At 62.2% G+C, this 24,596-nt stretch carries 21 protein-coding genes; 12 read left to right on the top strand and 9 right to left on the bottom strand.

Translation table 11 applies throughout. The features are described from left to right. The first annotated feature begins 184 nt into the window (after positions 1 to 184). The 5 genes from KW842_RS08690 (at position 185) to coaD (ending at position 5,552) form a co-directional block, all read left to right on the top strand. Positions 185 to 637: an Hsp20 family protein gene (locus tag KW842_RS08690; RefSeq protein WP_218303671.1), complete on the top strand. Its 453-nt coding sequence runs from the start codon at positions 185 to 187 to the stop codon at positions 635 to 637. A 149-nt stretch (positions 638 to 786) separates the two neighbouring features. Next, positions 787 to 2,289, top strand: a complete 1,503-nt coding sequence (locus KW842_RS08685) for a Do family serine endopeptidase (RefSeq protein WP_373925152.1) — start codon at positions 787 to 789, stop codon at positions 2,287 to 2,289. Positions 2,290 to 2,338: 49 nt separating this feature from the next. Continuing rightward, complete coding sequence (locus tag KW842_RS08680; protein WP_090182067.1) at positions 2,339 to 2,998, top strand: response regulator transcription factor; 660 nt, start codon at positions 2,339 to 2,341, stop codon at positions 2,996 to 2,998. An 8-nt stretch (positions 2,999 to 3,006) separates the two neighbouring features. Further along, positions 3,007 to 4,383, top strand: coding sequence for an ATP-binding protein (locus KW842_RS08675; protein WP_229223566.1), 1,377 nt, complete (start codon positions 3,007 to 3,009; stop codon positions 4,381 to 4,383). A 32-nt stretch (positions 4,384 to 4,415) separates the two neighbouring features. Beyond that, positions 4,416 to 5,552, top strand: coding sequence for a pantetheine-phosphate adenylyltransferase (gene coaD, locus KW842_RS08670; protein WP_218303668.1), 1,137 nt, complete (start codon positions 4,416 to 4,418; stop codon positions 5,550 to 5,552). Between the two features lie 11 nt (positions 5,553 to 5,563). Here coaD and KW842_RS08665 read toward each other — a convergent pair whose 3' ends face one another. From KW842_RS08665 to KW842_RS08635, 7 genes are all read right to left on the bottom strand, one after another. Then, positions 5,564 to 6,070 (bottom strand): hemerythrin domain-containing protein, encoded by a 507-nt coding sequence (locus KW842_RS08665; protein ID WP_218303667.1) that lies wholly within the window; start codon positions 6,068 to 6,070, stop codon positions 5,564 to 5,566. Between the two features lie 104 nt (positions 6,071 to 6,174). Further along, complete coding sequence (locus KW842_RS08660) at positions 6,175 to 6,897, bottom strand: tetratricopeptide repeat protein (RefSeq protein WP_218303666.1); 723 nt, start codon at positions 6,895 to 6,897, stop codon at positions 6,175 to 6,177. Between the two features lie 2 nt (positions 6,898 to 6,899). Further along, the gene (locus KW842_RS08655) at positions 6,900 to 9,017 is read right to left on the bottom strand and encodes a bifunctional 2',3'-cyclic-nucleotide 2'-phosphodiesterase/3'-nucleotidase (protein ID WP_218303665.1); all 2,118 of its coding nucleotides are present in this window, start codon (positions 9,015 to 9,017) and stop codon (positions 6,900 to 6,902) included. Between the two features lie 87 nt (positions 9,018 to 9,104). Next, entirely contained in the window at positions 9,105 to 10,826 is a 1,722-nt protein-coding gene (locus KW842_RS08650) for a DUF3443 domain-containing protein (protein WP_218303664.1), read from the bottom strand. Positions 10,827 to 10,839: 13 nt separating this feature from the next. Further along, complete coding sequence (locus KW842_RS08645; RefSeq protein ID WP_218303663.1) at positions 10,840 to 11,322, bottom strand: DUF2844 domain-containing protein; 483 nt, start codon at positions 11,320 to 11,322, stop codon at positions 10,840 to 10,842. Between the two features lie 82 nt (positions 11,323 to 11,404). Next, a complete protein-coding gene (locus KW842_RS08640; protein ID WP_218303662.1) occupies positions 11,405 to 11,728 on the bottom strand; it encodes a hypothetical protein in 324 nt (107 codons plus the stop codon). Positions 11,729 to 11,785: 57 nt separating this feature from the next. Next, positions 11,786 to 14,185, bottom strand: coding sequence for a TonB-dependent siderophore receptor (locus KW842_RS08635; protein ID WP_218303661.1), 2,400 nt, complete (start codon positions 14,183 to 14,185; stop codon positions 11,786 to 11,788). Positions 14,186 to 14,443: 258 nt separating this feature from the next. Here KW842_RS08635 and KW842_RS08630 point away from each other — a divergent pair, with 258 nt between their 5' ends. Beyond that, positions 14,444 to 17,611, top strand: coding sequence for an error-prone DNA polymerase (locus tag KW842_RS08630; protein ID WP_218303660.1), 3,168 nt, complete (start codon positions 14,444 to 14,446; stop codon positions 17,609 to 17,611). Between the two features lie 12 nt (positions 17,612 to 17,623). On the opposite strand, the gene KW842_RS08625 is transcribed toward KW842_RS08630, so the two are convergent. Together KW842_RS08625 and KW842_RS08620 are read right to left on the bottom strand one after the other, a co-directional pair. Continuing rightward, entirely contained in the window at positions 17,624 to 17,800 is a 177-nt protein-coding gene (locus tag KW842_RS08625) for a hypothetical protein (protein WP_218303659.1), read from the bottom strand. Then, positions 17,800 to 18,219 (bottom strand): PRC-barrel domain-containing protein, encoded by a 420-nt coding sequence (locus KW842_RS08620; RefSeq protein WP_218303769.1) that lies wholly within the window; start codon positions 18,217 to 18,219, stop codon positions 17,800 to 17,802. Before KW842_RS08620 ends, KW842_RS08625 begins: the two co-directional genes overlap by 1 nt. 144 nt (positions 18,220 to 18,363) lie before the next feature. Between KW842_RS08620 and KW842_RS08615 the strand changes: the two genes are divergently transcribed. The 6 genes from KW842_RS08615 (at position 18,364) to KW842_RS08590 (ending at position 24,584) form a co-directional block, all read left to right on the top strand. Next, positions 18,364 to 20,013, top strand: a complete 1,650-nt coding sequence (locus KW842_RS08615) for a CTP synthase (protein WP_218303658.1) — start codon at positions 18,364 to 18,366, stop codon at positions 20,011 to 20,013. Further along, a complete protein-coding gene (gene kdsA / locus KW842_RS08610; protein ID WP_218303657.1) occupies positions 20,010 to 20,864 on the top strand; it encodes a 3-deoxy-8-phosphooctulonate synthase in 855 nt (284 codons plus the stop codon). Before KW842_RS08615 ends, kdsA begins: the two co-directional genes overlap by 4 nt. A 125-nt stretch (positions 20,865 to 20,989) precedes the next feature. Beyond that, positions 20,990 to 22,273 carry a phosphopyruvate hydratase gene (gene eno, locus KW842_RS08605; RefSeq protein ID WP_218303656.1) on the top strand — a complete coding sequence of 428 codons (1,284 nt, stop codon included), beginning with the start codon at positions 20,990 to 20,992 and terminating at the stop codon, positions 22,271 to 22,273. A 43-nt stretch (positions 22,274 to 22,316) separates the two neighbouring features. Then, on the top strand, positions 22,317 to 22,646 hold the full coding sequence (ftsB, locus tag KW842_RS08600) for a cell division protein FtsB (RefSeq protein ID WP_218303655.1): 330 nt from the start codon (positions 22,317 to 22,319) through the stop codon (positions 22,644 to 22,646). A gap of 8 nt (positions 22,647 to 22,654) precedes the next feature. Continuing rightward, positions 22,655 to 23,449 (top strand): transporter substrate-binding domain-containing protein, encoded by a 795-nt coding sequence (locus KW842_RS08595; protein ID WP_229223565.1) that lies wholly within the window; start codon positions 22,655 to 22,657, stop codon positions 23,447 to 23,449. Positions 23,450 to 23,618: 169 nt separating this feature from the next. Then, positions 23,619 to 24,584 carry a L,D-transpeptidase gene (locus KW842_RS08590; RefSeq protein WP_229223564.1) on the top strand — a complete coding sequence of 322 codons (966 nt, stop codon included), beginning with the start codon at positions 23,619 to 23,621 and terminating at the stop codon, positions 24,582 to 24,584. The last annotated feature ends 12 nt before the right edge of the window (positions 24,585 to 24,596 follow it).

The raw sequence follows: 24,596 nt of genomic DNA, 5'->3' as shown, positions 1-24,596 counted from the left end.
TTTGATAAAACGGTTGACAAGAAAAAGAGTGTAGCACGCGGGAAACGAAAAATTTTTCAAAAAAAGCTCTTGAAAGCGTTTGGAGGCGACTTATATGGGACTCAGCGGTTGCCCAGATGGGGACCGCGAGAGGGGATGCTCCCCGAATATCAACTTATCGCTTATTTTTAAAAGGATATCTATCATGCGTACTTTCGACCTCGCCCCACTGTACCGTTCCGCCATCGGCTTTGATCGTCTGGCACAAATGCTGAACGACGCCCAGCGCAACGATGCCCCTAGCTATCCTCCCTACAACATCGAACTGGTATCGGATGACCAATACCGCATCGTGATGGCGCTGGCAGGCTTCAGCCGTGCGGAAATCGACATCACCTTCGAGCGTGATTCGCTGACCGTGGTTGGCCGCAAGCAGAAGGACGCCACCGAGCGCACCTTCCTGCACCGCGGCATCGCCGCCCGCGACTTCGAACAGCGCTTCCAGCTGGCCAACCACGTCAAAGTGACCGGCGCCAGCTTCGACAACGGCATGCTGACCATCGAACTGGTGCGTGAGATTCCGGAAGCGCTGAAACCACGTAAAATCGTCATCGACGGTGGTGACAACGTGACCGCGCTGGAGCAGCGCGCTGCCTGATTCCGCTATCATGTAGTCCTTGCAACTGGCCGGTTATCCGGCCAGTTTTGCGTTGTAACAAGATATTTCGGCCGCGATTTTCTAAGCAGCGCCTAAGTTTTTAGGCTCATATTAGATACATCTAAAGTCTCATGCATAGGAGAACCGTTATGTCCAACACTACTCTCAAGCGTGCCGCCATCGCCGTCGCCGTACTGGGCGTGGTCGGCGTCGGCGGTGCGGTCGCAGTCAAGCAGAATGCCGCCGTGGCTGCCGCCAACGCGCCCACTGTCGCCATGGTCGCCCCGGCAGTCGCCGCCGCGCCAGCGCCAGTCGCTGCACCGGCCATTTCCCTGCCTGACTTCAGCGTCATCGTCGCCCATAACGGCCCGGCGGTGGTCAACATCAATGTCACCGGCAGTACCAAGACCGCCTACGATGGCGACGGCCCGCAAGGCCGCAACGATCCATTTGCCGACGATCCGTTCTACGAATTTTTCCGCCGCTTCCAAGGCCAGCAGCGCGGCCAGCAGCGCCAGATGCCGACGCACGGCCTTGGCTCCGGCTTCATCATCAGCCCGGACGGCATCATCCTGACCAATGCGCACGTGGTGCGCGACGCTACCGAGGTGGTGGTCAAACTGACCGACCGCCGCGAATTCCGCGCCAAGGTGCTGGGTTCCGATCCGCAAAGCGATGTCGCGGTGCTGAAGATCGATGCCAAGAACTTGCCGGTGGTGCCATTGGCCAAGAGCAACGACCTGAAAGTCGGCGAATGGGTGCTGGCGATCGGCTCGCCCTACGGCCTGGATAACACCGTGACCGCCGGCGTGGTCAGCGCCAAGGGCCGCTCGCTGCCGGATGGTAACGTGCCCTTCATCCAGACCGACGTGGCGGTCAATCCGGGTAACTCCGGCGGCCCGCTGTTCAACACGCGCGGCGAGGTGGTCGGTATCAACTCGCAGATTTATAGCCAGACCGGCGGCTACCAGGGCTTGTCGTTTGCCATCCCGATTGATGTGGCGAACAAGATCAAGAACCAGATCGTCGCCACCGGCAAGGTGGTGCACGCCAAGCTGGGCGTGACGGTGCAGGAAGTGAATCAGGGCTTTGCCGATTCCTTCAACCTGGCCACCCCGGAAGGCGCGCTGATCTCGAATGTGGAGCGCGGCAGTCCGGCCGACAAGGCCGGACTGAAAGCTGGCGACGTGATCCGCTCGCTGAATGGCCAGAAGATCATCAGCTCGGTCGATTTGCCGTCGATGGTTGGCCTGTCGACGCCGGGTGAGAAAATCACCCTGGATGTCTGGCGCCAGGGTAAACCGGTGCAGATCAGCGCCACGCTGGGCAACGCCAATGATAAAGTGGCGGCGCAGGCGGACGCCTCCGGCGATCAGGCTTCGGCCAAGCTGCGCCTCGGCCTGGCGTTGCGTCCGCTGAATCCGGCGGAACGCCAGGAGGCTGGTCTGCCTAACGGTCTGCTGATCCAGGACGCAGGCGGCGCGGCGGCCAGCGCCGGCGTGCAGCCGGGCGACGTGCTGCTGTCGGTGAACGGCCGCCCGGTCAACAGCATCGACCAGGTGCGCGAGATGGTCGGCAAGTCCTCCAAATCGGTGGCATTGCTGATCCAGCGCGGCGACGATAAAATCTTCATACCGGTCCGCCTGGGGTAAGCTTCGGGCCGGCAGAGAACGCTGAACAAAAACAGAAAGGAATAACAATATGCGACTTCTGCTGGTAGAAGACGATACGATGATCGGCGAGGTAGTGCTCGACCTGCTGCGCGCCGAGCACTACGCGGTTGACTGGGTCAAGGACGGCGACATGGCCGATACCGCCTTGCAAACCCAGACGTATGACCTGGTGCTGCTGGACCTGGGTCTGCCGCGCAAGGACGGCCTGGAAGTGCTGCGCTCGATGCGTCTGCGCAAGGAGCTGACGCCGGTGCTGATCGCCACCGCGCGCGACGCCAAGGAGCAGCGCATCGCCGGCCTGGACGCCGGCGCCGACGACTACGTACTCAAACCCTATGACCTGGACGAACTGCTGGCCCGCATCCGCGCGCTGCTGCGCCGTTCGGCCGGCCGCGCCGAACCGGTGTTCGAACACGGCAACGTCACCGTCAATCCGCAAACCCGCGAAGTCATCGCCGATGGTAAGCCGGTCAGCCTGTCGGCACGCGAATGGGCAGTGCTGGAAGCGCTGATCGCGCGGCCTGGCATCGTGCTGTCGCGCCATCAGCTGGAAGAAAAACTGTATAGCTGGAAGGACGAAGTCAACAGCAATGCGGTGGAAGTCTATATTCACGGCTTGCGCAAAAAGCTGGGCGCCGAACTGATTCAGAACGTGCGCGGCCTCGGCTACATGGTGCCTAAACTATGAAAGTGAGGATGCCGCCACTGCCGCGCGTGCCGGTGGTGACGCACTCCTTGCGCGGCCGCTTGCTGTGGTTCCTGCTGGCGGCCATCATCATGGCGGCCATCGCGCAAGCGATGATTGCCTACCGCAGCGCGCTCAGCGACGCTGACCAGATCTTCGACTATCATATGCAGCAGATGGCGATGTCGCTGCGTTCCAGCGCCACGCTGACCAACAAGGCAGCCGACACGGCTGCCGATCCCGAAAACGACGACCTGGTGGTGCAGGTGTGGACCCCGGATGGCGCGCAAGTGTTCCGCTCGCTGTCGCGCGCCGCGTTGCCGCAGCGCGCGGTGCTGGGCTTCTCCAACGTTCGCGTCAACAATACGACTTACCGGGTGTTCTCGGTGCAGACTTCCAACCAGACGGTGCAGATCGCACAGGACATGGCGGTGCGGCAGCGCATGGCCGGCACGCTGGCGCTGCGCACGGTCGGCCCGATTGCCGTGATGGCGCCGGTGCTGATGCTGGTGGTGTGGTGGGTGGTGTCGGGCTCGCTGGCGCCGGTGTCGCGGGTCAAGCGGCAGGTGGCGGCGCGCCAGGCCGAGGATTTATCGCCGGTGTCGGAAAACGATTTGCCGGATGAAGTACTGCCGCTGGTGCAGGAGCTGAACCTGCTGTTTGTCCGCGTGCGCACCGCGTTCGAGGCGCAGCAGCACTTTGTGGCCGACGCCGCGCACGAGCTGCGCACGCCGCTGGCGGCGCTGAAACTGCAAGTGCTGAGCCTGGAGCGCGCGCAGGACGAGGCGGCGCGCAAGGTGGCGGTGTCGCGCGTCTCGGCCGGCATTGAACGGGCGACGCGGCTGGTGGAGCAGTTGCTGATGCTGGCGCGCCAGGAGGGCGGCAGCGAGGAAATCAAGCTGGAGCCGGTCAGCCTGGGCGATGTGGTCAAGCGGGTGCTGGGCGATATGAACGGGCTGGCGCAGGCGCGCCAGATCGACCTGGGCCTGCATCATGCCGATGAGGTGGTGGTGGCGGGGCAGCAGGACGCGCTGGTGATTCTTCTGCGCAATTTGATCGACAACGCCATCAAGTACACGCCGGCTGGCGGTACGGTCGATATCGACCTGCGGCGTAGCGTGGCCGCCACAAAAAACGCCAAGCCGAGGATCGTGCTGAGCGTGGAAGATTCCGGTCCCGGCATCCCCGCCGAGGAGCGCGAACGGGTGTTCAGCCGCTTCTACCGTGTGCCCGGAAGCCCTGCTGGCGGTAGCGGTCTGGGCATGGCGATTGTGCAGTCGGTGGCCGAGCGCCACAACGCCACGCTGTCGCTGGACCAGTCCGAACGCCTGGGTGGCCTAAAAGTCAAGGTTGATTTTCCTGAGACTGGCAAGCCCACTCCAGTCTAAAATGCCGTGTTTAGACGGTGCTGGAGTGGCGCATGAAGAAAATCGGATTTTCGGGAACCCTGGACCCGATCACCAATGGTCATATGTGGGTGATCAACGAAGCCCGTTCGCTGGCGGACGAGGTAGTGGTCTTCCTGTCTGAAAATCCCGCCAAAAAGCCCAAATTCACTGCCGAGGAGCGCAAGAGCATTATTGCGCTCAGCTGCGCCGAGCAGGGCTGGGACAATGTCTCGGTGGTGATTGTGCGTGGCGACTACACGGCGCGCGCAGCCAAGAAGCAGGGCGTGCACTGCCTGATACGCGGCATCCGCACCACTGCCGATTTCGATTACGAGAACCTGATCCAGCAAACCAATGTCGACGTGCTGCAGGGCGCGAAGACGGTATTCGTCATGCCGCCGCGCGACCTGGGCTCGGTCAGCTCCTCGTTTGTCAAAGCCCTGGAAGGGCCGATTGGCTGGAACTGGATCATGAAGAAATTCGTGCCGGGGCCGGGCTATCACGCCTGGGTGCTGAGCTGGCTGCGCAAGGAATGGGAAACGCTGTGGGACTATGAGCACCGCGACGCCACCGCCATCGCCCATGCGGACGACTGGTTTGCCCGGCTCACCGGGCCGGCATGCTACGGCGGCGCGGCGCGGCACTATCACAACCTCGACCACCTGGTGCATGGCTTGTGTGAAATCCGCGTCTGGGCGGCCAATACGCGGCCGGACCCGGCCGATGTCGACATCATCAAGCAGGCGTTCTGGTTCCATGACGCCGAGTATGGTTTCGGCGGCGAGTCCGAACTGAGCAACGAAGAAGCCAGCGCGCAGCTGTGGCTGGGCAGCCACCTGGGGCAGGAAATGGGCGACGCGGCCGAGCTGATACGCGCCACCGACCACTTCCAGGGCGCATCGATCACGCATCGCCTGAAAGACGTGCTGCTGAGCGTGGATCTGGCGATCCTCGGTCAGGACGACGAGGTCTACCAGAACTACGCGCGCGCCATCCGGCAGGAATACATCCATCTGCCGGATGACGAATACCGCAAGCAGCGCAGTGGCGCGCTGGCGCACCTATGTCGCAAGGCGCAAGCGGAACAACTATTCGGCAACGGCTACTTCGCCGAACAATACAACCAGCGCGCCATCGACAATATGCAGCGCGAGATCGCCCGCCTCTAAACCGGGGTTGATTATGCTGGCGGCAGCTGGATTTGTTCCTTGCGGGCGGACATGGCTACGCCCAGCTCTTCCAGGTCCAGCTTGGTTTTGCGGACTTTGGGGAACATTTCGGTTTCTTCTTCCTCGACGTGGTGGTCGATCATTTCCGACAGCACTTTGACTTTGGCGTCGAACAGGTCGTCGGTCGGCTCCATGCTCTGGATCTGCGCGATCAGGTCCTTGGCCGAGGCGTGCTCGACAATGGCCTCGTCCATCAGGTCGTCTTCCTTGAGCACTTTGCGCACGGCGGGATAGAAGATTTCTTCCTCGATCATCGTGTGCTTGGTCAGTTCCTCGCAGATTTGCAGCGCGAGCTTGTGCTTGCTGACGTGGGCCCGGTCGCCCAGTTCTTCGAACTGTTCAAACATTGTCTTGACGGTTTCGTGATCTTCGATCAGCAGCGAAATCGCGTCTTCAGGCTGGCTTTCGGTGGGGATGGGCTTGGGAATCTTGCCCGGCGAGTGGGAGGTGGTTCTCATATCGGCTCCTTGCGTGGCTAATGAAGGGACTACCGGGCCAGTCTAAAAGCCCCGTCCCAACCGGTCTGTGCGCCGGACCACGCAAGGTGCTGCCGCTGTTGCGGTTAAAAACGATTCCAGTTATTGCGGCGGTGTTCGCTGGCTTCTTTCATCAGGTGGCTGGCGCGCAAGATGTCCTTGGGACTGTGGGCGTCGCCCAGCTCGACTGTCATGGCGAGCTCTTGCAGGGCCGGCGGATATTCGTGCTCAGCGGCTTCCTCCAGCAGTGCGCGGGCCTGTGCACGGTCTTGCTGGACGCCCAGGCCTTGGTTGTAGATGTTGGAGAGCAGGAACATGGCGTGCGCATTCCCCAACTCGCTGGCCACCGACAGCCAGTGCGCCGCCTGCGCGTCGTCACGCGTGACGCCATTGCCGTTTTTGTAGAGCAGGCCCAGGGCCAGTGCGGCCCTGGCATGCCTGCCTTGCGCCGCCTGCTGGTACCACGGCGCCGCCGCGGCCGGCGCAGACGGCACGCCCAGCACGCCGACGCGCAACATCTCGCCCAGCTGGAACGCTGCCTCTCCATCGCCACCGCGCGCCGCCAGGCCAAACAGCTTTAGCGCTTCATCACGCTGGCTGGGACGCGACTGGTAGAGTATCCCCAGTTCGCGCTGCGCCACCGGCATATCCTGCTGCGCCCAGGCCATCAGCTTGCGCTCGGCGTGCGCGTCCGCTTCCTGCTTGGCTTTCATGCCGATCACTTCGATCTGCGCGGAAGTCGGTTTTTCGTGCTGGATCTGGCAGCCGAACAGCAAGGCCGAGCCCAGCAGTGCGATGAAGAGGCGCATGATTATTTGCTCAGGTCGATGGTGTACTTGGCAAAGCCGCTGGCGTCCAGGCCGCCTTCCGCCGCCACTGCCGCCAGGCCGCTGCTCTTCGCCAGCGCCAGGTGGCCAGGCGCGGAGCGCAGGATCACCGGACCAGCCGTCGTGGTCTTGACGAAGCTCCAGCTGCGCGCGCTGCCGTTGCCGGCCAGCGTGACCTTGCCGGTGGCTGCGCCTTGCGCGGTCAGGTAGTTGCTGACCACGGTCTGGTTGGCGTCTGGCGACTTGATGATGGTCTTGCTGCCGTCGATGCCAGGCACTGCACCACCGCCGCCCGCCCGGTAGTCATTGGTGGCGACGATGAAGTCGTCGCTGTCAGCAATCGCCTTGCCCTTGTAGGTCAGGTTGACGATGCGGCTGCCGGCTGGCTTGGTCACGTCGATCTGGTAGGTCAGTGCGTTGTCTTCGGCGTAGAACACGTCGTAGTTGTAGATGGTGCTGTACGACGGCACCAGGTCCTGTTCGCTGGTCTTGGCCGGATCGATCTGGCCGAACTGCCTGGCGGCCGTTTCCAGCCAGGCTTTCAGATCGGAGCCCTTGATTTTCACCGCTTGCAGGTTGTTGTTCGAGTACAGGTACAGGTCGCCAGGATTGCGCACTTGCAGGCCGACCGGGGCCGTGCTGCTGGCGCCCGGCGCCACATCGGTGAAGTCGGATGGACCATTGCGGCCGGCCTTGAACGGCGCGCTGCACGAGATCACTGGAATGTTTTTGTAGCTGGCCAGCGTCGCGTCGGTGCTGGTGGCGATGAAGTTCTTCACATAAGCCAGCTGTGCCTGGTTGACCAGCTGGATCGCGGTCACGTCACCGGCCAGCGAGAAGTACGAGGACATCTCGAAGTCGGTGGTCACGCCCAGCGGCTGCTTGGCGAAGGCGATGGTGGCCGCGTGCTCGGTGGCGATCAACGGCGCCACGCTGCTGTCGGCGGCGATGTTGGTGGCGCCGTCGGTGTACTTGAAGCCGCGCGATTCGACCGTGGTCTTGGTCGGCTGCACCACCCATTTGCCGTTGGTGTAGGCCAGCGTCATCTTGATGATGCCGAGGCGGCGGCCCCAGCTCTGCGCCATCACGGTCGGCACGCCGTTGACGAAGCCATTGACGGCGTCGATGTTGGCGCTGGCAGGGAAGGAAGCGAACGAGGCGTCCAATGCCGCCGCGCCGACTTCTTTACCTTTCGGGAAGATCAGGTGCGAGTGGCCGATCATCAGCGCATCGATGCCGGTGGTGGTCAGGTGGTAGGAGCCGTTTTCCATTTTCGGGCTGTAGGCGCTTGGGTCGAGGCCGCCGTGCGACAGCGCTACCACCAGGTCCGCGCCTTTGGTGCGCATTTCAGGCACGTATTGCTTGGCCGCTTCCTGCACGCCGCTGACAGCCACCTTGCCTTGCAGGTTCTTCTGGTCCCATTCGAGGATCTGCGGCGGCACAAAGCTCATGATGCCGATGTTGAGTTTGACGTCCAGCTTGCTGCCATCCGGTTTCACCGCCGAGAAGGTGCGCGGCAGCAGCGTGTATGGCTGCACGATAGGCTTGCCGCTGGCGACGCCGGTGACGTTGGTCAGCACCATCGGGAAGGTTGGCGCGCCGCAGCTGCCGGTCGGCTTGGTGACGCCGGGAATGCCGAAATCGGTATTGGTGACCTGGCTCAGGAAGGGCAGGCCATAGTTGAATTCGTGGTTGCCGAAGCCGCCGCCGTCAAATTTCATGGCGTTCATGACTTTGTGCACGGCCAGTGTTTCAGCGCACGGGATAGGCTTGGTGACAGCTTGCAGGTCGCCCAGCAGCGTGCCCTGGATGGTGTCGCCGTCGTCCAGCAGCAGGTTGTTCGGGTTCTCGGCGCGGGCGGCTTTGACCAGCGAAGCTGTGCGCTCCAGGCCCAGGCTGGTGTCTTCGGCCAGCGAGTAGTAGTTGTAGCTCATCACGTTGGTGTGGATGTCGGTGGTTTCCAACAGGGCCAGCGTGACGGTGGTGCCTTCCGGGATCGCCGGGGTGGCAGGTGGTGTCACTGCAACAGGATTGTTATCGCCGCCACATGCCACCAGGCCGGCAGCGCTCAGGGCGGCCAGCATCACCAGATTCAATTTCATCGCAACCTCAAAGAATGGGAAAATTCAAGGTTGCGACTTTAGCTATTTATCGTGACAACACCATGACATTTGTCAGCAGTGCCGCTATCAGTAAGCCCAATAAGGTCCGGTCTTGCCCGCCACGGTATTGTTCTCCATGACCACAAACACGCGGCGGCCATAGAAGAACGGCATGCCCCAGTCAAAATACGTGCTGGACGAGACGCTGCTGCTGCCCAGCGTGCCGCCGACCTGGGCTGCCGTGATGGTCGAGGCCAGGCCCACCAGATTGACCACATTGAAGCTGACATCGCCGCTGGCGCTGCCGTCGGCGGCGCTGTTGGTGGCGGTCAGCGACAATGTGGCAGCCGGGCAGTAGAAGTCGCCGCCCGAGCACTGGCGGATGGTGCTGTCGCTGAAGAAGTAGCCGTTCGAGCCGCTGTCGATAAAGCTGGCGGTGTAGGCCTTGCCTTTGTAGGTGGTGGTGAAGTCGCCGCTGCTGTTGGCCTTGAAGATGGTTTCGCTGGCGATGGTGTTGTTGGTCTGCGTGTTGACGCCGAATACCAGCGTGCCGCTGACCGAGGTCAGGCCGCTGGCGCCGACGCCGGGCATGGTGATCATCAATCCGTTGTTGTTGGTGGCGAAGGCGGCCACCGGATTGCTGATCTGCCTGGATAGCGGCATGGCGCTGGCGGTGCAGCTGCCGCTGGCGCAAGCATAGTAGACGCCACTGATGGCGGCGTTGGCGCAGGCCGTGCCGCAATCCTGCTTGAACATGCCGACGCCGAGTATGCCCTTGGCGCCGATTGATGACAGCGCGCCCAGGTTGGTGCCGGCGCTGCTGCACGTCGAGGGGGTGTTGGCGTAGCTGGCGCCGCTGTCGCCTATCACCTGGATGGAAATGCCGGACGCCACTTCATCGGCCATTTTGACATCGGCCTGGCGCACCGCGCCCCAGGTGTAGCCGCTGATGAACTTGCCGCACTCGCCGGCGTCTGCGCCGGAGGCGGTGGTGACGGCCGGCAGCGCCAGTGTCGAACTCATCTGGCTGGCCAGCAGGCGCAGGCCGTAGGAGCCGGTGTCCAGCAGGACGTGATCGATGGTCTGGCAGGTGGTGGTGCCGGGACGGCAGACGGTGACGCTGACATACGGCACATTGATGACGCCGCTGACGCCGCTCGGGCCGCTGTCCACCAGGATGGCGGTGCTGTTGCTGAGCGGCGCGGTGACGCTGAGCGCGGCGCTGCCGCTGGCCGTGCCGCCATCGCCAGTGCAGGCCAGGCTGTAGGTGAAATTGCCGGAAGCCGATGGCGTGACAGTCACCGATCCCGACGTAGCCTTGCTGCCGCTCCATGCGCCACTCGCCGTGCAGCTGCTGGCGTTGGCCGAGGACCAGCTGAGCACGCTGGTCTGGGCGGTGGTGATATTCGCCGGCGCCAGCGTCAGGCTGACGGTCGGTGTCGGCGGCGGGGTACTGACGGTGACCACGGCGGTGTTGCTGACGCTGCCGCAAGTCAGGGTGTAGTTGGCCGTGCCGGCGGAACCGGCGGTGACAGTCTGCGTGCCGCTGGTGGCCAGGGTACCGCTCCAGGCGCCGGAGGCAGTGCAGCTACTGCCGGTGGGATTGCTGACGCTCCAGCTCAGCGTGATGACCTGGCCGGTGGTGGTGGCGGTTGGCGTAGCGCTGATGCTGACGACCGGCGTGGCGGTGGTCATCGCTTCAGAGGACATGGTGCTACTGGTCGTGCTGCTGGTGGACGACGAGCCGCCGCCACCGCAAGCAGCCAGCGCCAGGCACAGCAATGCGCCTGCCAGGTGGGAATATTTCATGCAGACTTCCTTGTTATTCTATGGTGGAGGTGTCGAAGCCGGCTGGCAGCGCGCTGGGTATCCAGGCTTGTCCGGCAAACGCGCGCATATGGCCGTTGGAGATGATGACGACGTCGGACTGTTCGACCGCCAGTTGCGAGTGGCCGGCTTTCGGCCGCTTGGCGGCGTTGCTGGTCATGACCGTGAATTTATCGCCGAGCAGGGTACGCAAGTCGGGCAGGGTAGGGCCTTTCCAGCTGACGGCGAACACCATGCCGCTCGCGTCCATATACTCACGCACGATGGTGCCGCTGTCGAGCGTGGACTGGCTGACGGTGTAGACCGGTGCTTCGGCGCTGGTGCTGTTGGTCGTGGTGCTGGCCGCCAGGCTGCGCGCCGCCAGCCTGGTCTGCGTGTTGGCGTTGCTGAAATTGGACGGGCTGCTGCCCAGCGCCGCCCAGGCGAGCGCGCCTTGCAGCATGGACAGGAATAACATCAGGGTGAATGCGCGGCGCATAGGAACTCCATTGCCGAAAATAAAGACAATGAAGTGTAGACCGCGCTGGCGTTGGGTTAAGTTAGCGAGATGTAAGAAAACGTTACATCTTTGACTGGGCTGGCGGGGCTGGTTGGGTGTAGATGACGACCGGCGGCAATGGCGCGGGCGGCGCTGCTTTCGGCGTCGCGTTGTTGAGCACAAAAGTAATCACGGTAATTCCCGAGCCGCCCAGTACGATGGCAGTGCCGACCACCCATTTGATCATGTCGGCGAAACCTTTGTGCATATCTACCTGAAACACATGAAGATTTTCCTCCAGGCGCACCAATCTGTGCTTTGCATCGGTAGCGAATTCCTCAAGTTTCGCCAGCCTTTGCCTGGCGTCCTCGACGAGTTCCTCAAGTTTTGCGATCCTGGTTTCCATCACCAGGATCGTATGCCTCGCCGATTGTGCCCGTCAAGCGGGCACAATTGATGTAGCTTAGAACTTCACGTACAGGCGGCCGAAGTAGGACGCACCGTTCAGGCCGAATTGCACTGACTCGTATTTGAAGCCGTTGTCGGTTTCATCCGGATTCTGCCTGGTCGGCTTGACGTTGAAGATGTTGTTGCCACCGAAGGTGAACTTCATGTTCTTGTTGATGCTGTAGGTGAACGCCAGGTCAGCCGATGTCTTCGCATCGTAGTGCTGGTTGGCCACGCCCCCCGCAGTGCCGCTGTAAGTGCCCAGCGTCTGCGGACCGAAGTGGATGATCTTCAGGTCGGTGCCCCATGCGCCGTGCGTGTAATCGAAGCCCAGCGTCGCCTTCGAGCGCGGCGCGCCTTGCTCGATGTACAGGCGTTCTTTCTCGGACAGCAGCACATCCTCATAGCCTTTCAGCGAGGCCGGCGCGTGAATGCCGGTCACTTCGGTCTTGCTGACGTTGAGCGCCAGGAAGGTGTTGAGCTTGTCCGCGCCAAACGTGGCTTTGTGCGATGCGGTCAGGTCCAGGCCACGGGTCTTGGTGTCAACCGAGTTGACGAAGAATTGCGCCTGGCCCACGCCCAGCGTCGCCAGCTTGGTCGCCAGGTCCGGATAGTTGACCTCGTCAAAGCGGCCGGACAGCACGATGCGGTCCTTGATCTTGATCTGGTACAGGTCGGCGGTGACGGATAGCGCTTGCGTTGGCGTCCAGGTGGCGCCCAGCGTGTAGCTGGTCGACTTTTCCTTGGTCAGCTTGGGAATGCCTGCCAGGTTGGTGACCGCGCTATTGTTCGGTGCCAGCACGATGTCGGTCGGGACGCCGCCGATGAAGTCGGTGAAGGTCGACGAGAAATACATCTGCTGCAGCGACGGCGCGCGGAAGCCGGTCGACGCCGAACCGCGCAACAGCACGCCAGGCGCCACGCGCCAGCTGCCGGCCAGCTTACCGGTGGTGGTCGAGCCGAAGTCGCTGTACTTCTCGTAGCGGACTGCGCCCTGTGCCTTGACGGCATCCGTCAGGTCTGCTTCCAGGTCGAGATAGGCGGCGGTGCTATGACGGTTGGCGTTGACCTGGTCGGCAGGCTGGAAGCCGGGAAAGCCCTGGCTGCCGGCATTGCCGCCGACGCCGAGGCCGTCGGCATCGATATACGAACCAGCTTCGCCGGCGTAGATCTTGTAGTTCTCGTGACGGTATTCGCCGCCGAAGGCGACGTTCAGGCCCAGGCCCACTGCGCCGTCGAAGTAACGGTTGAAGTCGAGGTTGGTGGTCAGCTGCTCAAACGAGAAACCGCCGGCGTTGAAGCTGCTCGGGCTGATGCCCTTGCCGCCGGCCAGCAGGTCCTTGTTGGCGATCGACGCGTTCAGCGTGTTGCTGATGTCGTAGATCATCTTGTTCTTGCCGTAGGTTTGCGACAAGTCCATATTCCACAGGCCGATCTGGTTGCGGTGGCCGAGGATGGCGTAGTAGTCGTCAATCCTGGCGTTGATGAAGGGCACGAAGCCGTTCGGATACATCGCGGCCGAATTGCGCGACGGGATATCGTCGCTGCCCAGGCCTTCGCGCGCCCAGGCGCCGGATGAGGCGTCGCGCTTTTGCGCGCCAGCGGTGAAGTACAGCCGGCCGCTGCCGGTGGTCGGCAGTTCGCCGTTCAGGTAAATGGTCTGGTTCTCGGTCTTGCTGTCGCCGATGGTGCGCGGGTTGCCGGCGTCGGCCCGGTTGGAGCGGCCACGGTCGAGGTATTCGCCGGTGATGCCGAGCACGCCGTTGTTGCCGATGTCGAAGCCGCAGTAGGCCGAGGCCAGCCAGTTCTTGCCATCGCCTTCGCTATATTGGCTATAGCCGGTGACCGCTTCGCAGCCTTTGGATTTTTTCAGGCCGATGTCCATCACGCCGGCGATGGCGTCCGAGCCATACTGTGCAGCTGCGCCGTCACGCAGCACTTGCACGTCCTTGATCGCCAGCATCGGAATCGCATTCATGTCGGTGCCGGTGTTGCCGCGGTTGCGCGCGCCGAACAGGTTGACCAGTGCGGTGGTGTGGCGGCGCTTGCCGTTGACCAGCACCAGCGTCTGATCCGAGCCCAAGCCGCGCAATGCGGCGGAGTCGACCAGGTCGGCGCCGTCGGAACCGGTCTGGCGGGTCGAGTTGAACGATGGCGACACATAGGTCAGCGTCTGCGCCAGGTCGAACTGGCCGCCGGATTCGCCTGCCTTGGTCATAGGGATGACGTCGACCGGCACCACGGTGTCGGTGGCCGAGCTGGTCGCGCGGCGCGATCCGACCACGCTGACTGATTGCATGGTGTTATCGGTCTGCGCGTAAGTGATTGGAGTGATGGCAACAGCGCTGGCGCCGTACAAGCTGACCAGGACGGCTTTGCGTAAAGTTTTTATTTTGAACACGTTGGTCTCTCCCATGAAAAATTTAATTCTATGCAAATATTTCATATGGATAGACGTTTTTGTATCACTTTCCCATGCAAACACTCTTTTGTGTTGTTTGCACGCGCCAACGCCAAGTTCCTCCTACGTAGCACTACGCAAACTCGGTTTTCCCGCCGATTAAAATACTTTCATCGAGGAATTCCGCGTGCAGTTTGCAGGGCGCGCCGAGCTGCACCTTGAGTCTTTGCGGAAAGTAGGTGTGGTATACTGTATAAAAACACAGTATTTGCCATGCGTTCCATCACTCCCGCTGCGGGGCTGCCGGCTTATGCCGAGCTGTTCTGCTTGTCCAATTTCTCGTTCCTGCAAGGTGCTTCGCGCGCCGAGGAGCTGGTTGCGCGTGCGCGGCAGCTGGAGTATGCCGCGCTGGCCATCACCGATGAATGCTCGCTGGCCGGTGTAGTGCGTGCTCACGCCGCCGCCAAGGAAGCCGGGCTGCCGCTGATTATCGGCAGCTATTTCCGGCTGACCAATCCGGATGGCAGTCCAGGCTTGTCCCTGGTGGCGCTGGCCAGCAACAAGAATGGCTACGGCAATCTGTGCGAGCTGATCACCATAGGGCGCAACCGCGTGGCCAAGGGCAGCTATCTGCTGACACCGGCCGATCTGGCGTCGCCACCGCCCGAGTTTGCGCATCTGAAGGGATTGCCGGATTGCCTGCTGATCCTGCTGCCCGAATATCCCGCTTACCGTCCCGAGGATGTCGATCAGCTGCACACGCAGGCCGCGTGGATGGAGGCAAGCTTTCCGGGCCGCGCCTGGATGGGGCTGAATCTGCTGTTGCGCTCCTTTGATGAAGCGCACCGGATCAGTATTGCCGAGGTCGCCTCGCAGCATCGGATGCGGGTGGCTGCGGTCGGCCACGTCTGCATGCATGTGCGTTCGCGCAAGCCGATGCTGGATACGCTGGCGGCGATCCGCGCCGGCAAGCCGGTAGGCGAGTGCGGCTACGCGCTGGCGCAGAACGCCGAGCAGCATCTGCGGCCGCGCGTGCAGCTGGCCAATCTGTACCCGCCAGCGGCCCTGGCCGAGACGCTGAGCATCGCACTGCAATGCAAGTTCAACCTGACCGAATTGCGTTACCACTACCCGAAGGAGATGATACCGGCCGGCCACACCCCGGCCAGTTATCTGCGGCAGGAAGTTGAACTCGGCGTGTTGCGCCGCTGGCCGCAAGGCGCTCCCGAAAATGTCCGCACGCAAATTGAAGCGGAGCTGACGCTGATTGCCGACCTGGAATACGAATCTTATTTCCTCACCGTGTATGACATCGTGAAGTTTGCGCGCTTGCAAGGCATCCTTTGCCAGGGGCGAGGTTCGGCCGCCAATTCGGCGGTTTGCTATGCCCTGGGCGTGACGGCGGTGGACCCCGCGCGCGGCACCTTGCTGATGGGGCGGTTCATTTCACGGGAGCGCAACGAGCCGCCCGATATCGACGTGGACTTTGAGCACCAGCGGCGCGAAGAAGTCATTCAATACATCTACGAAAAGTATGGCCGTGACCGCGCAGCACTGGCTGCCGTGGTGATCAGCTATCGGCCCAAGAGTGCGCTACGGGATAGCGGCAAGGCCCTGGGCGTTGACCTGGCGATTGTCGAGAAAGTCTGCAAGTCGCAACGCTGGTTCGACAGCAAGCATGATCTGGTGGAGCGGCTTGCTGAGTGTGGACTGGATCCCGGGTCGCAATTGGCGCAGCAATGGGCTGCGCTGGCGATTGCACTGCTGAGTTTTCCACGCCACCTGTCGCAGCACCCTGGCGGTTTTGTGATCTCGCACGAAAAGCTGACACGGCTGGTTCCTGTCGAGGCTGCGAGCATGGAAGGGCGCCATGTCATTCAATGGGATAAGGATGATCTGGAGGAATTGGGATTGATGAAAGTGGATGTGCTGGCGCTTGGCATGTTGTCGGCCTTGCGGCGCGCGCTGGCGCTGGTCAGTGCGCGGCATGGCAGCGCCATCGGCATTTATGATATTCCGCCTGAAGACCCGGCAACCTACAAAATGATCTGCGAAGCCGATACCATCGGCGTGTTCCAGATTGAATCGCGCGCACAGATGAGCATGCTGCCGCGCCTGCGGCCCAGGGAGTTTTACGATCTGGTGGTCGAAGTGGCGATTGTGCGGCCGGGGCCGATACAGGGCGGCATGGTCCATCCCTATCTGCAACGGCGCATGGGGCGACAAAAAGTTGATTGTCCGAAGGGGCTGGAGGTGGCACTGGGCCGCACTTTGGGCGTGCCGATTTTTCAGGAACAGGTGATGCAGATCGCCATGATCGCGGCCGGTTTTACCGAAGGCGAGGCCGATAAGTTGCGGCGCGCCATGGCGGCCTGGAAGCGCAAAGGCGGGGTTGATCATTACCATGATCGCATCGTCAATGGTATGACGGATCGTGGCTATGACCTCAAGTTTGCCAAGGCAATTTTCGAGCAGATCAAGGGCTTTGGCGAATACGGCTTTCCCGAATCGCACTCGGCCAGTTTTGCGTTGCTCAGCTATGCCAGTTCGTGGATCAAGTGCCACGAGCCGGCGGCTTTTCTGTGTTCTTTGCTGAACAGCCAGCCGATGGGTTTCTACAGCCCGTCGCAACTGGTGCAGGACGCCAGGCGGCATGATGTGGTGGTGCGCGAGATTGACGTGACCATCAGCGGCTGGGAAACTTCGCTGGAAGAGCCGGCCGGCAAGCGCGGGCAGCCGGCGGTGCGGCTGGGACTGAATATGCTGAAGGGGATGAGCGCCGAGACGGCAGACCGGATCGAACGCGCGCGCGCCAGCGGGCCGTTCGCCAGCGTCGCCGACCTGGCGCGGCGGGCCAGCCTGGACCGGCATGCGCTGCAGGTGCTGGCCGGCGGCGACGCGCTGCACAGCCTGTCCGGCCATCGGCGCCAGGCGCTATGGCAGGCGGTCGGCGCGGTGCCGGACAAGGATTTGCTGCGTCCCACCATGCCGGACGAGGAAACGCCGCAGCTGCCGGCGCCCAGCGAAGGCGAAAACATCCTCGGCGATTACCGTTCGCATGGCTTGAGCCTGCGCCGCCACCCGCTGGCGCTGCTGCGCGAAACGCTGCTGAAGCACCGCTTCATGCCGGCCGAAGTGCTGAATACCTATGCCAACAAGATGCTGGCGCGCGCCTGCGGCATGGTCACAGTGCGGCAGCGTCCGGGCACCGCCAAGGGCGTGATTTTCATGACGCTGGAGGATGAAACCGGCAACGTCAACGTCATCATCTGGCCAGCGCTATTGGAACGGCAGCGGCGCGAAGTGCTGAGCGCGCCGCTGCTGGGGGTGTATGGGGTGTGGCAGCAAGAGGGCACGGTACGCCATCTGGTTGCCAAACGGCTGGTGGACATGTCGCACCTGCTGGGCAGGTTGCCGACCACCAGCCGTGATTTCTGCTGATGAGCGCCGCAGTTAACGACCCCTGCGCCGCAAATGCACCGCCACCATGGACTCCTGCCCGTCCGCCCAACTGCTGAGCATGACCGGCATGCCATCCCGCAGCCGCGTCGGGCGGCGCAGGTAGTTGCGATACAGCCAGTGGCCCGCCAGACCGGCGATGCCGATGAGCACCAGGATGGCGGCGAACATTATCGGGCTCCTGGCCGCGTATCGACGCCGGTGCCGTAGTAGCTGTGCACCTGGCTGGCCCAGGTCTGGTTGGCCATGTCCGGCCAGTCGTCCTTGTCGAAGCCGGGCGCCGCTTCAATGCGCTCCTTGTCGAGGTTCAGCGTGAAGCGCTTGTTGACGGTGTCCAGCGTCAGCGCTTCCCAAGGTACGGCGAACAGTTTTTCGCCGATGGTCAGCACGCCGCCGTAGGCCATCACCGCGTAGGCGATTTTGCCGGTGCGCATGTCGAGCATGATTTCCTTGATCTCACCCAGATGCTCGTTTTTCAGGTTGTGGACGTGGTCGCCGATCAGGGTATCCGCCCCCATCAGCTCTGGACCAGGGCCTTTGTGGCCGTTGTCCACGTACATGCCATATTGATCACGATCTTCGTAACTCATCATGCATCTCCTTTCATTATGGAGTGATCATTTTGTTCTTTTGTGCAAGCCGAGTCTGTACGCTGATGCACACGGAAGATGAAGAATCAGGCGTTTTAGGGTATAATTTCAATTTCCCGCATGTGCCGTTCGGCACCATCCGCAATGACCAAATTTGTCTTCGTCACCGGTGGCGTTGTGTCTTCCCTTGGCAAAGGGATTGCCGCCGCCTCCCTCGCCGCGATCCTCGAATCGCGCGGCCTCAAAGTAACCATGCTCAAACTGGATCCGTACATCAACGTCGATCCAGGCACGATGTCTCCAATGCAACACGGCGAGGTGTTCGTCACCGATGACGGCGCAGAAACCGACCTGGACCTGGGCCACTACGAGCGCTTCATCTCCACCCGCATGAAAAAGGTGAATAACTTCACCACCGGCCAGATTTACGAATCGGTGATCCGCAAGGAGCGCCGTGGCGAGTACCTGGGCAAGACCGTGCAGGTGATCCCGCACATCACCAATGAAATCCAGGACTACATCCGTCGCGGCGCTGAAGGCTACGACGTGGCCTTGTGCGAAATCGGCGGCACCGTCGGCGATATCGAATCGCTGCCGTTCCTGGAAGCCGCACGCCAGCTGAGCCTGCGTGCCGGCCGCAAGAACACCGCCTTCGTGCACCTGACGCTGGTACCGTATATCGCCTCCGCTGGCGAACTGAAAACCAAGCCGACCCAGCACTCGGTACAGAAACTGCGCGAAATCGGCATCTCGCCAAACGCGCTGCTGTGCCGTGCCGACCGTCCGATTCCGGACGACGAGCGCGCCAAGATCTCGCTGTTCTCCAACATCGAAGAGCAGGCCGTGATTTCCGTGTGGGACGTGGACACCATCTACAAAGTGCCGCAAATGCTGCACGACCAGGGCCTGGACGCGATCATCTGCGAAGCGCTGGACATCAACCCTGCGCCGGCCGACCTGTCGGTCTGGAGCAAGCTGATCTACACGCAAGAGCATCCGAAGCAGGAAGTCTCGATCGGCATGGTCGGCAAGTATGTCGAACTGACCGAGTCGTACAAATCGCTGACCGAGGCGCTGCGCCACGCCGGCATCCACACCGAATCGAAAGTCAACATCGAGTACATCGACTCGGAAGAGATCGAAACCACCGGTTGCGCCAACCTGGCCAAGTACGACGCCATCCTGGTGCCGGGCGGCTTCGGCAAGCGCGGCGTGGAAGGCAAGATCATGGCGGCGCAGTTCGCCCGTGAAAACAAGATTCCCTACCTGGGCATCTGCCTGGGCATGCAGGTTGCGCTGATCGAATACGCGCGCCACAAGGCCGGCCTGACCACGGCCAACTCGACCGAGTTCGACCTGGACACCGCGCAGCCGGTGGTGGCCCTGATCGACGAATGGCAAGGCCAGGACGGCAAGGTTGAGAAACGCGACGAGAATTCCGACCTGGGCGGCACCATGCGCCTGGGCGCGCAGACCTGCGCCATCAAGCCAGGCACGCTGGCGTCGGAAATCTACGGTGCGGTAGTGACCGAGCGTCACCGTCACCGCTACGAAGCCAACAATCACTACCTGCCGCGCGTGGAAGCGGCCGGCCTGGTGGTGGCGGCGCGTACCCCGACCGAAGATCTGTGCGAAATCATGGAGCTGCCACGCAGCGGCGACAATGCGCACCCATGGTATATGGGCGTGCAGTACCACCCTGAATTCAAATCGACCCCACGTGACGGCCACCCGCTGTTCACGTCCTACATCAAGGCAGCGCTGGCCCACAAGGCAGCAGGAGAGGCAGCATGAAACTGTGCGGATTCGACGTAGGCCTGGACCAACCGTTCTTCCTGATCGCCGGTAACTGCGTCGTCGAATCGCGCCAGATGGCCTTCGACACCGCCGGCGCGCTGAAAGAGATGACCACCGAGCTGGGCATCCCGTTCATCTTCAAGGCTTCGTTCGACAAGGCCAACCGTTCTTCGGGCACTTCCTACCGCGGCCCTGGCCGCGAGCAGGGTCTGCAGATCCTGGCCGACGTCAAGCGCGAGCTGCAGGTGCCGGTGCTGACCGATGTGCACTCGATCGAAGACATCGAAGTCGCGTCGAAAGTGGTCGACGTGCTGCAAACCCCGGCCTTCCTGTGCCGCCAGACCGACTTCATCGTCGCCTGCGCGGAATCGGGACTGCCGGTCAACATCAAGAAGGGCCAGTTCCTGGCGCCGGGCGACATGAAACATGTGATCGCCAAGGCGCGTTCGGCAGCCAAGGCCAAGGGCCTGTTGGAAGACAACTTCATGGCCTGCGAACGCGGCGCCTCGTTTGGCTACAACAACCTGGTGTCCGATATGCGCTCGCTGGCGATCATGCGCGAAAGCGGTGCGCCAGTCGTGTTTGATGCGACCCACTCGGTGCAACTGCCAGGCGGTAACGGCACTTCGTCGGGCGGCATGCGCGAAATGGTGCCGGTGCTGTCGCGCGCGGCCGTGGCGGTTGGCGTCGACGGCCTGTTCATGGAAACCCATCCGAATCCTGCGGAAGCGCTGTCGGACGGCCCCAACGCCGTGCCGCTGGGCCGCATGAAAGACCTGCTGTCCGTTCTGATCGAACTGGACCGCGTCACCAAGAAAGCTGGCTTCCTGGAGAACAGCTTCAACTAAAGCAGCTTGCCCGGTGTGGAAATTTTATCAATCTTCTCTGCACCGGGTACAATTCCCGTTATCCTTGTTCGCAACGCGCGTAAAGACGCGGCGCGACTTCGTTTCGCCTAACTTTGGAGAATGACATGAGTGCTATTGTTGATATTATCGGCCGTGAAGTAATCGACTCGCGCGGCAATCCAACCGTCGAATGCGACGTGTTGCTGGAATCGGGCGTGATGGGCCGCGCGGCAGTGCCGTCGGGTGCGTCGACCGGTTCGCGCGAAGCGATCGAACTGCGTGACGGCGATCCGAAGCGTTACTTCGGCAAGGGCGTGCTGAAAGCCTGCGAAAACATCAACACCGAAATCTCGGAAGCCATCATGGGCCTGGACGCCAATGAACAGGCATTCCTGGACCGCACTCTGATCGACCTGGACGGCACCGAAAACAAGGCCCGCCTGGGCGCCAACGCCATGCTGGCGGTATCGATGGCGGTCGCCAAGGCCGCCGCTGAAGAAGCCGGCCTGCCGCTGTACCGCTATTTCGGCGGTTCGGGCGCCATGCAGCTGCCAGTGCCGATGATGAACGTGATCAACGGCGGCGCACACGCCGACAACAACCTGGACATCCAGGAATTCATGATCATTCCAGTCGGCGCACCGTCGTTCAAGGAAGCCGTGCGTTATGGCGCGGAAGTGTTCCACACGCTGAAAAAGATCCTGCACAAGAAGGGCCTGAACACCGCGGTTGGCGATGAAGGCGGCTTTGCGCCTTCGCTGGCCAACCACGAAGAAGCGATCAAGCTGATCATCGAAGCGATTGAGCAAGCCGGCTACGAGCCAGGCACCCAGATCGCCATCGGCCTGGACTGCGCCGCTTCGGAATTCTACAAAGACGGCAAGTATGAGCTGGAAGGCGAGGGCCTGTCGCTGACCGCGACCGAGTTCACCAACCTGCTGGCGACCTGGTGCGACAAGTACCCGATCATCTCGATCGAAGACGCGATGCACGAAGGCGACTGGGAGGGCTGGGCCATCCTGACCAAGGAACTGGGCAAGAAAGTCCAGCTGGTGGGCGACGATCTGTACGTCACCAACACCAAGATCCTGAAAGAAGGCATCCAGAAAGGCATCGCCAACTCGATTCTGATCAAGATCAACCAGATCGGCACCCTGACCGAAACCTTCGCCGCCATCGAAATGGCCAAGCGCGCCGGCTACACCGCCGTGATCTCGCACCGTTCGGGCGAAACCGAAGATTCGACCATCGCCGATATCGCGGTTGGCCTGAACGCCCTGCAAATCAAGACCGGCTCGATGTCCCGTTCGGACCGCATGGCGAAATACAACCAGTTGCTGCGCATCGAAGAAGATCTGGGCGATATCGCTTCCTACCCAGGCCGCGACGCGTTCTATAATCTGAAGTAATTAAGCAAGCGCGGCCGGAGTCGATCCGGCCGCAATCACCTTCATGCGCCTGATTACGCTCGGACTGGCTTTCCTGCTGCTGTTGATACAGTACCCGCTGTGGCTGGGGAAGGGCGGCTGGCTGCGCGTCAAGGATTTCGAGGCGCAGGTGGACGTGGCGCACAAGAAGAATGCGGAGCTGATCGCCCGCAACGCCAAGCTCGACTCCGAAGTACGCGACCTCAAGGACGGCACCGGCGCGGTCGAGGAGCGCGCTCGCTACGAGCTGAGCATGATCAAGCAGAACGAAATCTTCGTTCAAATCGTCGGCAAGGGCCAGTCTGCGGCGCTTGCACCGCTGGCGCCCAAGCCAGCTGAACCTCCCCAACACTGAGAATCCCGATGACCTTGCGCGCTGGCCTCCTGCTGATGTTAGCTGCGGTGATCGTCACGCCTGCCCTGGCGGCGGAATGCATTCCCGTCCGCGTCGGTTATATGGACCAGAACCGCCCGCCGTACTGGCTGGGCGAAGGCGACAAGGTGCCCGATCCGCCTGGCGCGGCGGTGGACCTGATCCGCGACGCGGTGCTGGGCGCCGGTTTCGGCTGCACGCCGATCTGGGTGCGCCTGCCGGCCGCGCGGCTGAAAGTGGCGCTGGCGAATGGCGACATCGATCTGGCGCCGGTTGGCGAGCTGAGTTTCTATCCGGCCGAAATCGCGCTGCCGCGCGACAAGGCCGGCAATATCGACCTGAAGCGCGCCTTGCACAACCAGGTGCTGGTGCTGGTGCGCAGCAAGGATCATCTGCCCGCTGGCACCAACCCCATGCAGTACTTCAAGGGCAAGACGCTGGGCATCCCAATGGGTAACAGCTATGCCCCGCGCCTGCGCGAAGCCGGCCTGACGCTGGACGAAGGCGCACGCGACCTGGACCGCAATATTGAAAAGCTGCGCCTCGGCCGCGTCGATGGCGTGGTGGTGGCGGCGGTCGCGCCGGCCCATTTGAAACAGACGCTGGACAAGTACAAAGGCAGCATCGAACAACTGCCGCAGCCGCTGCTGAACATCCGGCTGTGGCTGGCCTTCAACGACAGTTTCTACCACGCCCATCCGCGGCAGTCCGAAGCGCTGTGGACCTGGCTGGATAAGAATCGCGGCCGCCTCGGCTACGTCATGCAGCGATACACCAAGGACTAAACCAACTGATGCTGCATCACATTTCCCTGGACGTGCGCGATCTGGCCCATGGCGGCGTGCGAGCACTACTATGCCGCCTTCCTGGTCGACCCCGATGGCCATCGTATCGAAGCAGTGATTAACGGTCCGCTAGGCTAGAATAAGCTCCCTGTTTTCACCCGAGTCTGGTTTGAGAGTTTTATTCTTTGCACTGATGCTGGCAGCTTCCAGCGCACACGCCGCCGAGCCGGCGCTGGCCGCAGCCGATACCCTGAACGTGGCGCAGCGCGCCAAGCCGGTGATCCCCAAGTCGAGTGGTCCTAACGTCCTGCGCGCGCAAGTGCTGCTGGACCGCGCCCACTTCTCGCCCGGCGAGATGGATGGCGCCTACGGCAGCAATATGCACCGCGCGATACGCGGCTTCCAGAAGCTGCACCAGTTGCCGGTGACCGGGAATATCGACGCGGCGACGTGGCAAGAATTGGAGCGCGACCAGGCGCCGGTGCTGGATGTCTATAGCGTCACCGCCAGGGATGTCGCCGGCCCGTACACGCCGGTACCGGCCGATATGGCGGGCAAGGCCAGGCTGGCCACGCTGGGCTACGCCAGCCTGGCCGAAGCGCTGGGCGAGCGCTTCCATTGCAGCCCGGAGCTGCTGCGCCGCCTCAATCCTGGCAAGAATCTGAACAAGGCCGGCGAGCAGTTGCTGGTGCCGAACGTCGGCATCATCAAGCCGTTGCCGAAAGCGGCGTCGGTGCTGGTCGACGCAAAGGAGGGCACGCTGACCTTGCTGGACGCGGGTGGTATGCCGTTCGCGCAATTCCCCGCCAGCACCGGCAGCAAGCACGATCCGCTGCCAGAAGGCCGCTGGACGGTGCTGGGCGTGGCCACCAATCCCGAATACCGCTACAACCCCAAGCTGTTCTGGGACGCGAAGGCGGGCGATACCAGGGCGCGCATCGCACCAGGCCCGAACAACCCGGTTGGCCTGGCCTGGATCGACCTCAGCATCGACCACTACGGCATTCACGGCACGCCCGAGCCGGGCAAGATCGGCAAGACCCAATCGCACGGCTGCATCCGCCTCACCAACTGGGACGTGATGCAAGTTGTGCGCTCACTGGGCCGTGGCGCCGCAGTGTTGTTGCAGGCGTAGTCGCGGCACTCG

The organism is Duganella sp. sic0402 (genome assembly GCF_019219065.1).
In the GTDB taxonomy this organism is placed as follows: Bacteria; Pseudomonadota; Gammaproteobacteria; order Burkholderiales; family Burkholderiaceae_D; genus Rugamonas.
Note: the sequence above shows the minus strand (reverse complement) of the source record. Positions and strands in the feature narration are given on the sequence as shown.

Excerpts from the sequence above, each read along its gene's own strand:
- KW842_RS08635 (WP_218303661.1), bottom strand. The coding sequence starts at position 14,185 with ATGGGAGAGACCAACGTGTTCAAAATAAAAACTTTACGCAAAGCCGTC.
- KW842_RS08630 (WP_218303660.1), top strand. The coding sequence starts at position 14,444 with ATGCGTTCCATCACTCCCGCTGCGGGGCTGCCGGCTTATGCCGAGCTG.
- KW842_RS08685 (WP_373925152.1), top strand. The coding sequence starts at position 787 with ATGTCCAACACTACTCTCAAGCGTGCCGCCATCGCCGTCGCCGTACTG.
- KW842_RS08655 (WP_218303665.1), bottom strand. The coding sequence starts at position 9,017 with ATGAAATTGAATCTGGTGATGCTGGCCGCCCTGAGCGCTGCCGGCCTG.
- KW842_RS08690 (WP_218303671.1), top strand. The coding sequence starts at position 185 with ATGCGTACTTTCGACCTCGCCCCACTGTACCGTTCCGCCATCGGCTTT.
- KW842_RS08680 (WP_090182067.1), top strand. The coding sequence starts at position 2,339 with ATGCGACTTCTGCTGGTAGAAGACGATACGATGATCGGCGAGGTAGTG.
- ftsB (WP_218303655.1), top strand. The coding sequence starts at position 22,317 with ATGCGCCTGATTACGCTCGGACTGGCTTTCCTGCTGCTGTTGATACAG.
- KW842_RS08665 (WP_218303667.1), bottom strand. The coding sequence starts at position 6,070 with ATGAGAACCACCTCCCACTCGCCGGGCAAGATTCCCAAGCCCATCCCC.
- KW842_RS08615 (WP_218303658.1), top strand. The coding sequence starts at position 18,364 with ATGACCAAATTTGTCTTCGTCACCGGTGGCGTTGTGTCTTCCCTTGGC.
- KW842_RS08675 (WP_229223566.1), top strand. The coding sequence starts at position 3,007 with ATGCCGCCACTGCCGCGCGTGCCGGTGGTGACGCACTCCTTGCGCGGC.
- coaD (WP_218303668.1), top strand. The coding sequence starts at position 4,416 with ATGAAGAAAATCGGATTTTCGGGAACCCTGGACCCGATCACCAATGGT.
- KW842_RS08625 (WP_218303659.1), bottom strand. The coding sequence starts at position 17,800 with ATGTTCGCCGCCATCCTGGTGCTCATCGGCATCGCCGGTCTGGCGGGC.
- eno (WP_218303656.1), top strand. The coding sequence starts at position 20,990 with ATGAGTGCTATTGTTGATATTATCGGCCGTGAAGTAATCGACTCGCGC.
- KW842_RS08620 (WP_218303769.1), bottom strand. The coding sequence starts at position 18,219 with ATGAGTTACGAAGATCGTGATCAATATGGCATGTACGTGGACAACGGC.
- KW842_RS08645 (WP_218303663.1), bottom strand. The coding sequence starts at position 11,322 with ATGCGCCGCGCATTCACCCTGATGTTATTCCTGTCCATGCTGCAAGGC.
- KW842_RS08650 (WP_218303664.1), bottom strand. The coding sequence starts at position 10,826 with ATGAAATATTCCCACCTGGCAGGCGCATTGCTGTGCCTGGCGCTGGCT.
- KW842_RS08640 (WP_218303662.1), bottom strand. The coding sequence starts at position 11,728 with ATGGAAACCAGGATCGCAAAACTTGAGGAACTCGTCGAGGACGCCAGG.
- KW842_RS08660 (WP_218303666.1), bottom strand. The coding sequence starts at position 6,897 with ATGCGCCTCTTCATCGCACTGCTGGGCTCGGCCTTGCTGTTCGGCTGC.
- KW842_RS08595 (WP_229223565.1), top strand. The coding sequence starts at position 22,655 with ATGACCTTGCGCGCTGGCCTCCTGCTGATGTTAGCTGCGGTGATCGTC.
- kdsA (WP_218303657.1), top strand. The coding sequence starts at position 20,010 with ATGAAACTGTGCGGATTCGACGTAGGCCTGGACCAACCGTTCTTCCTG.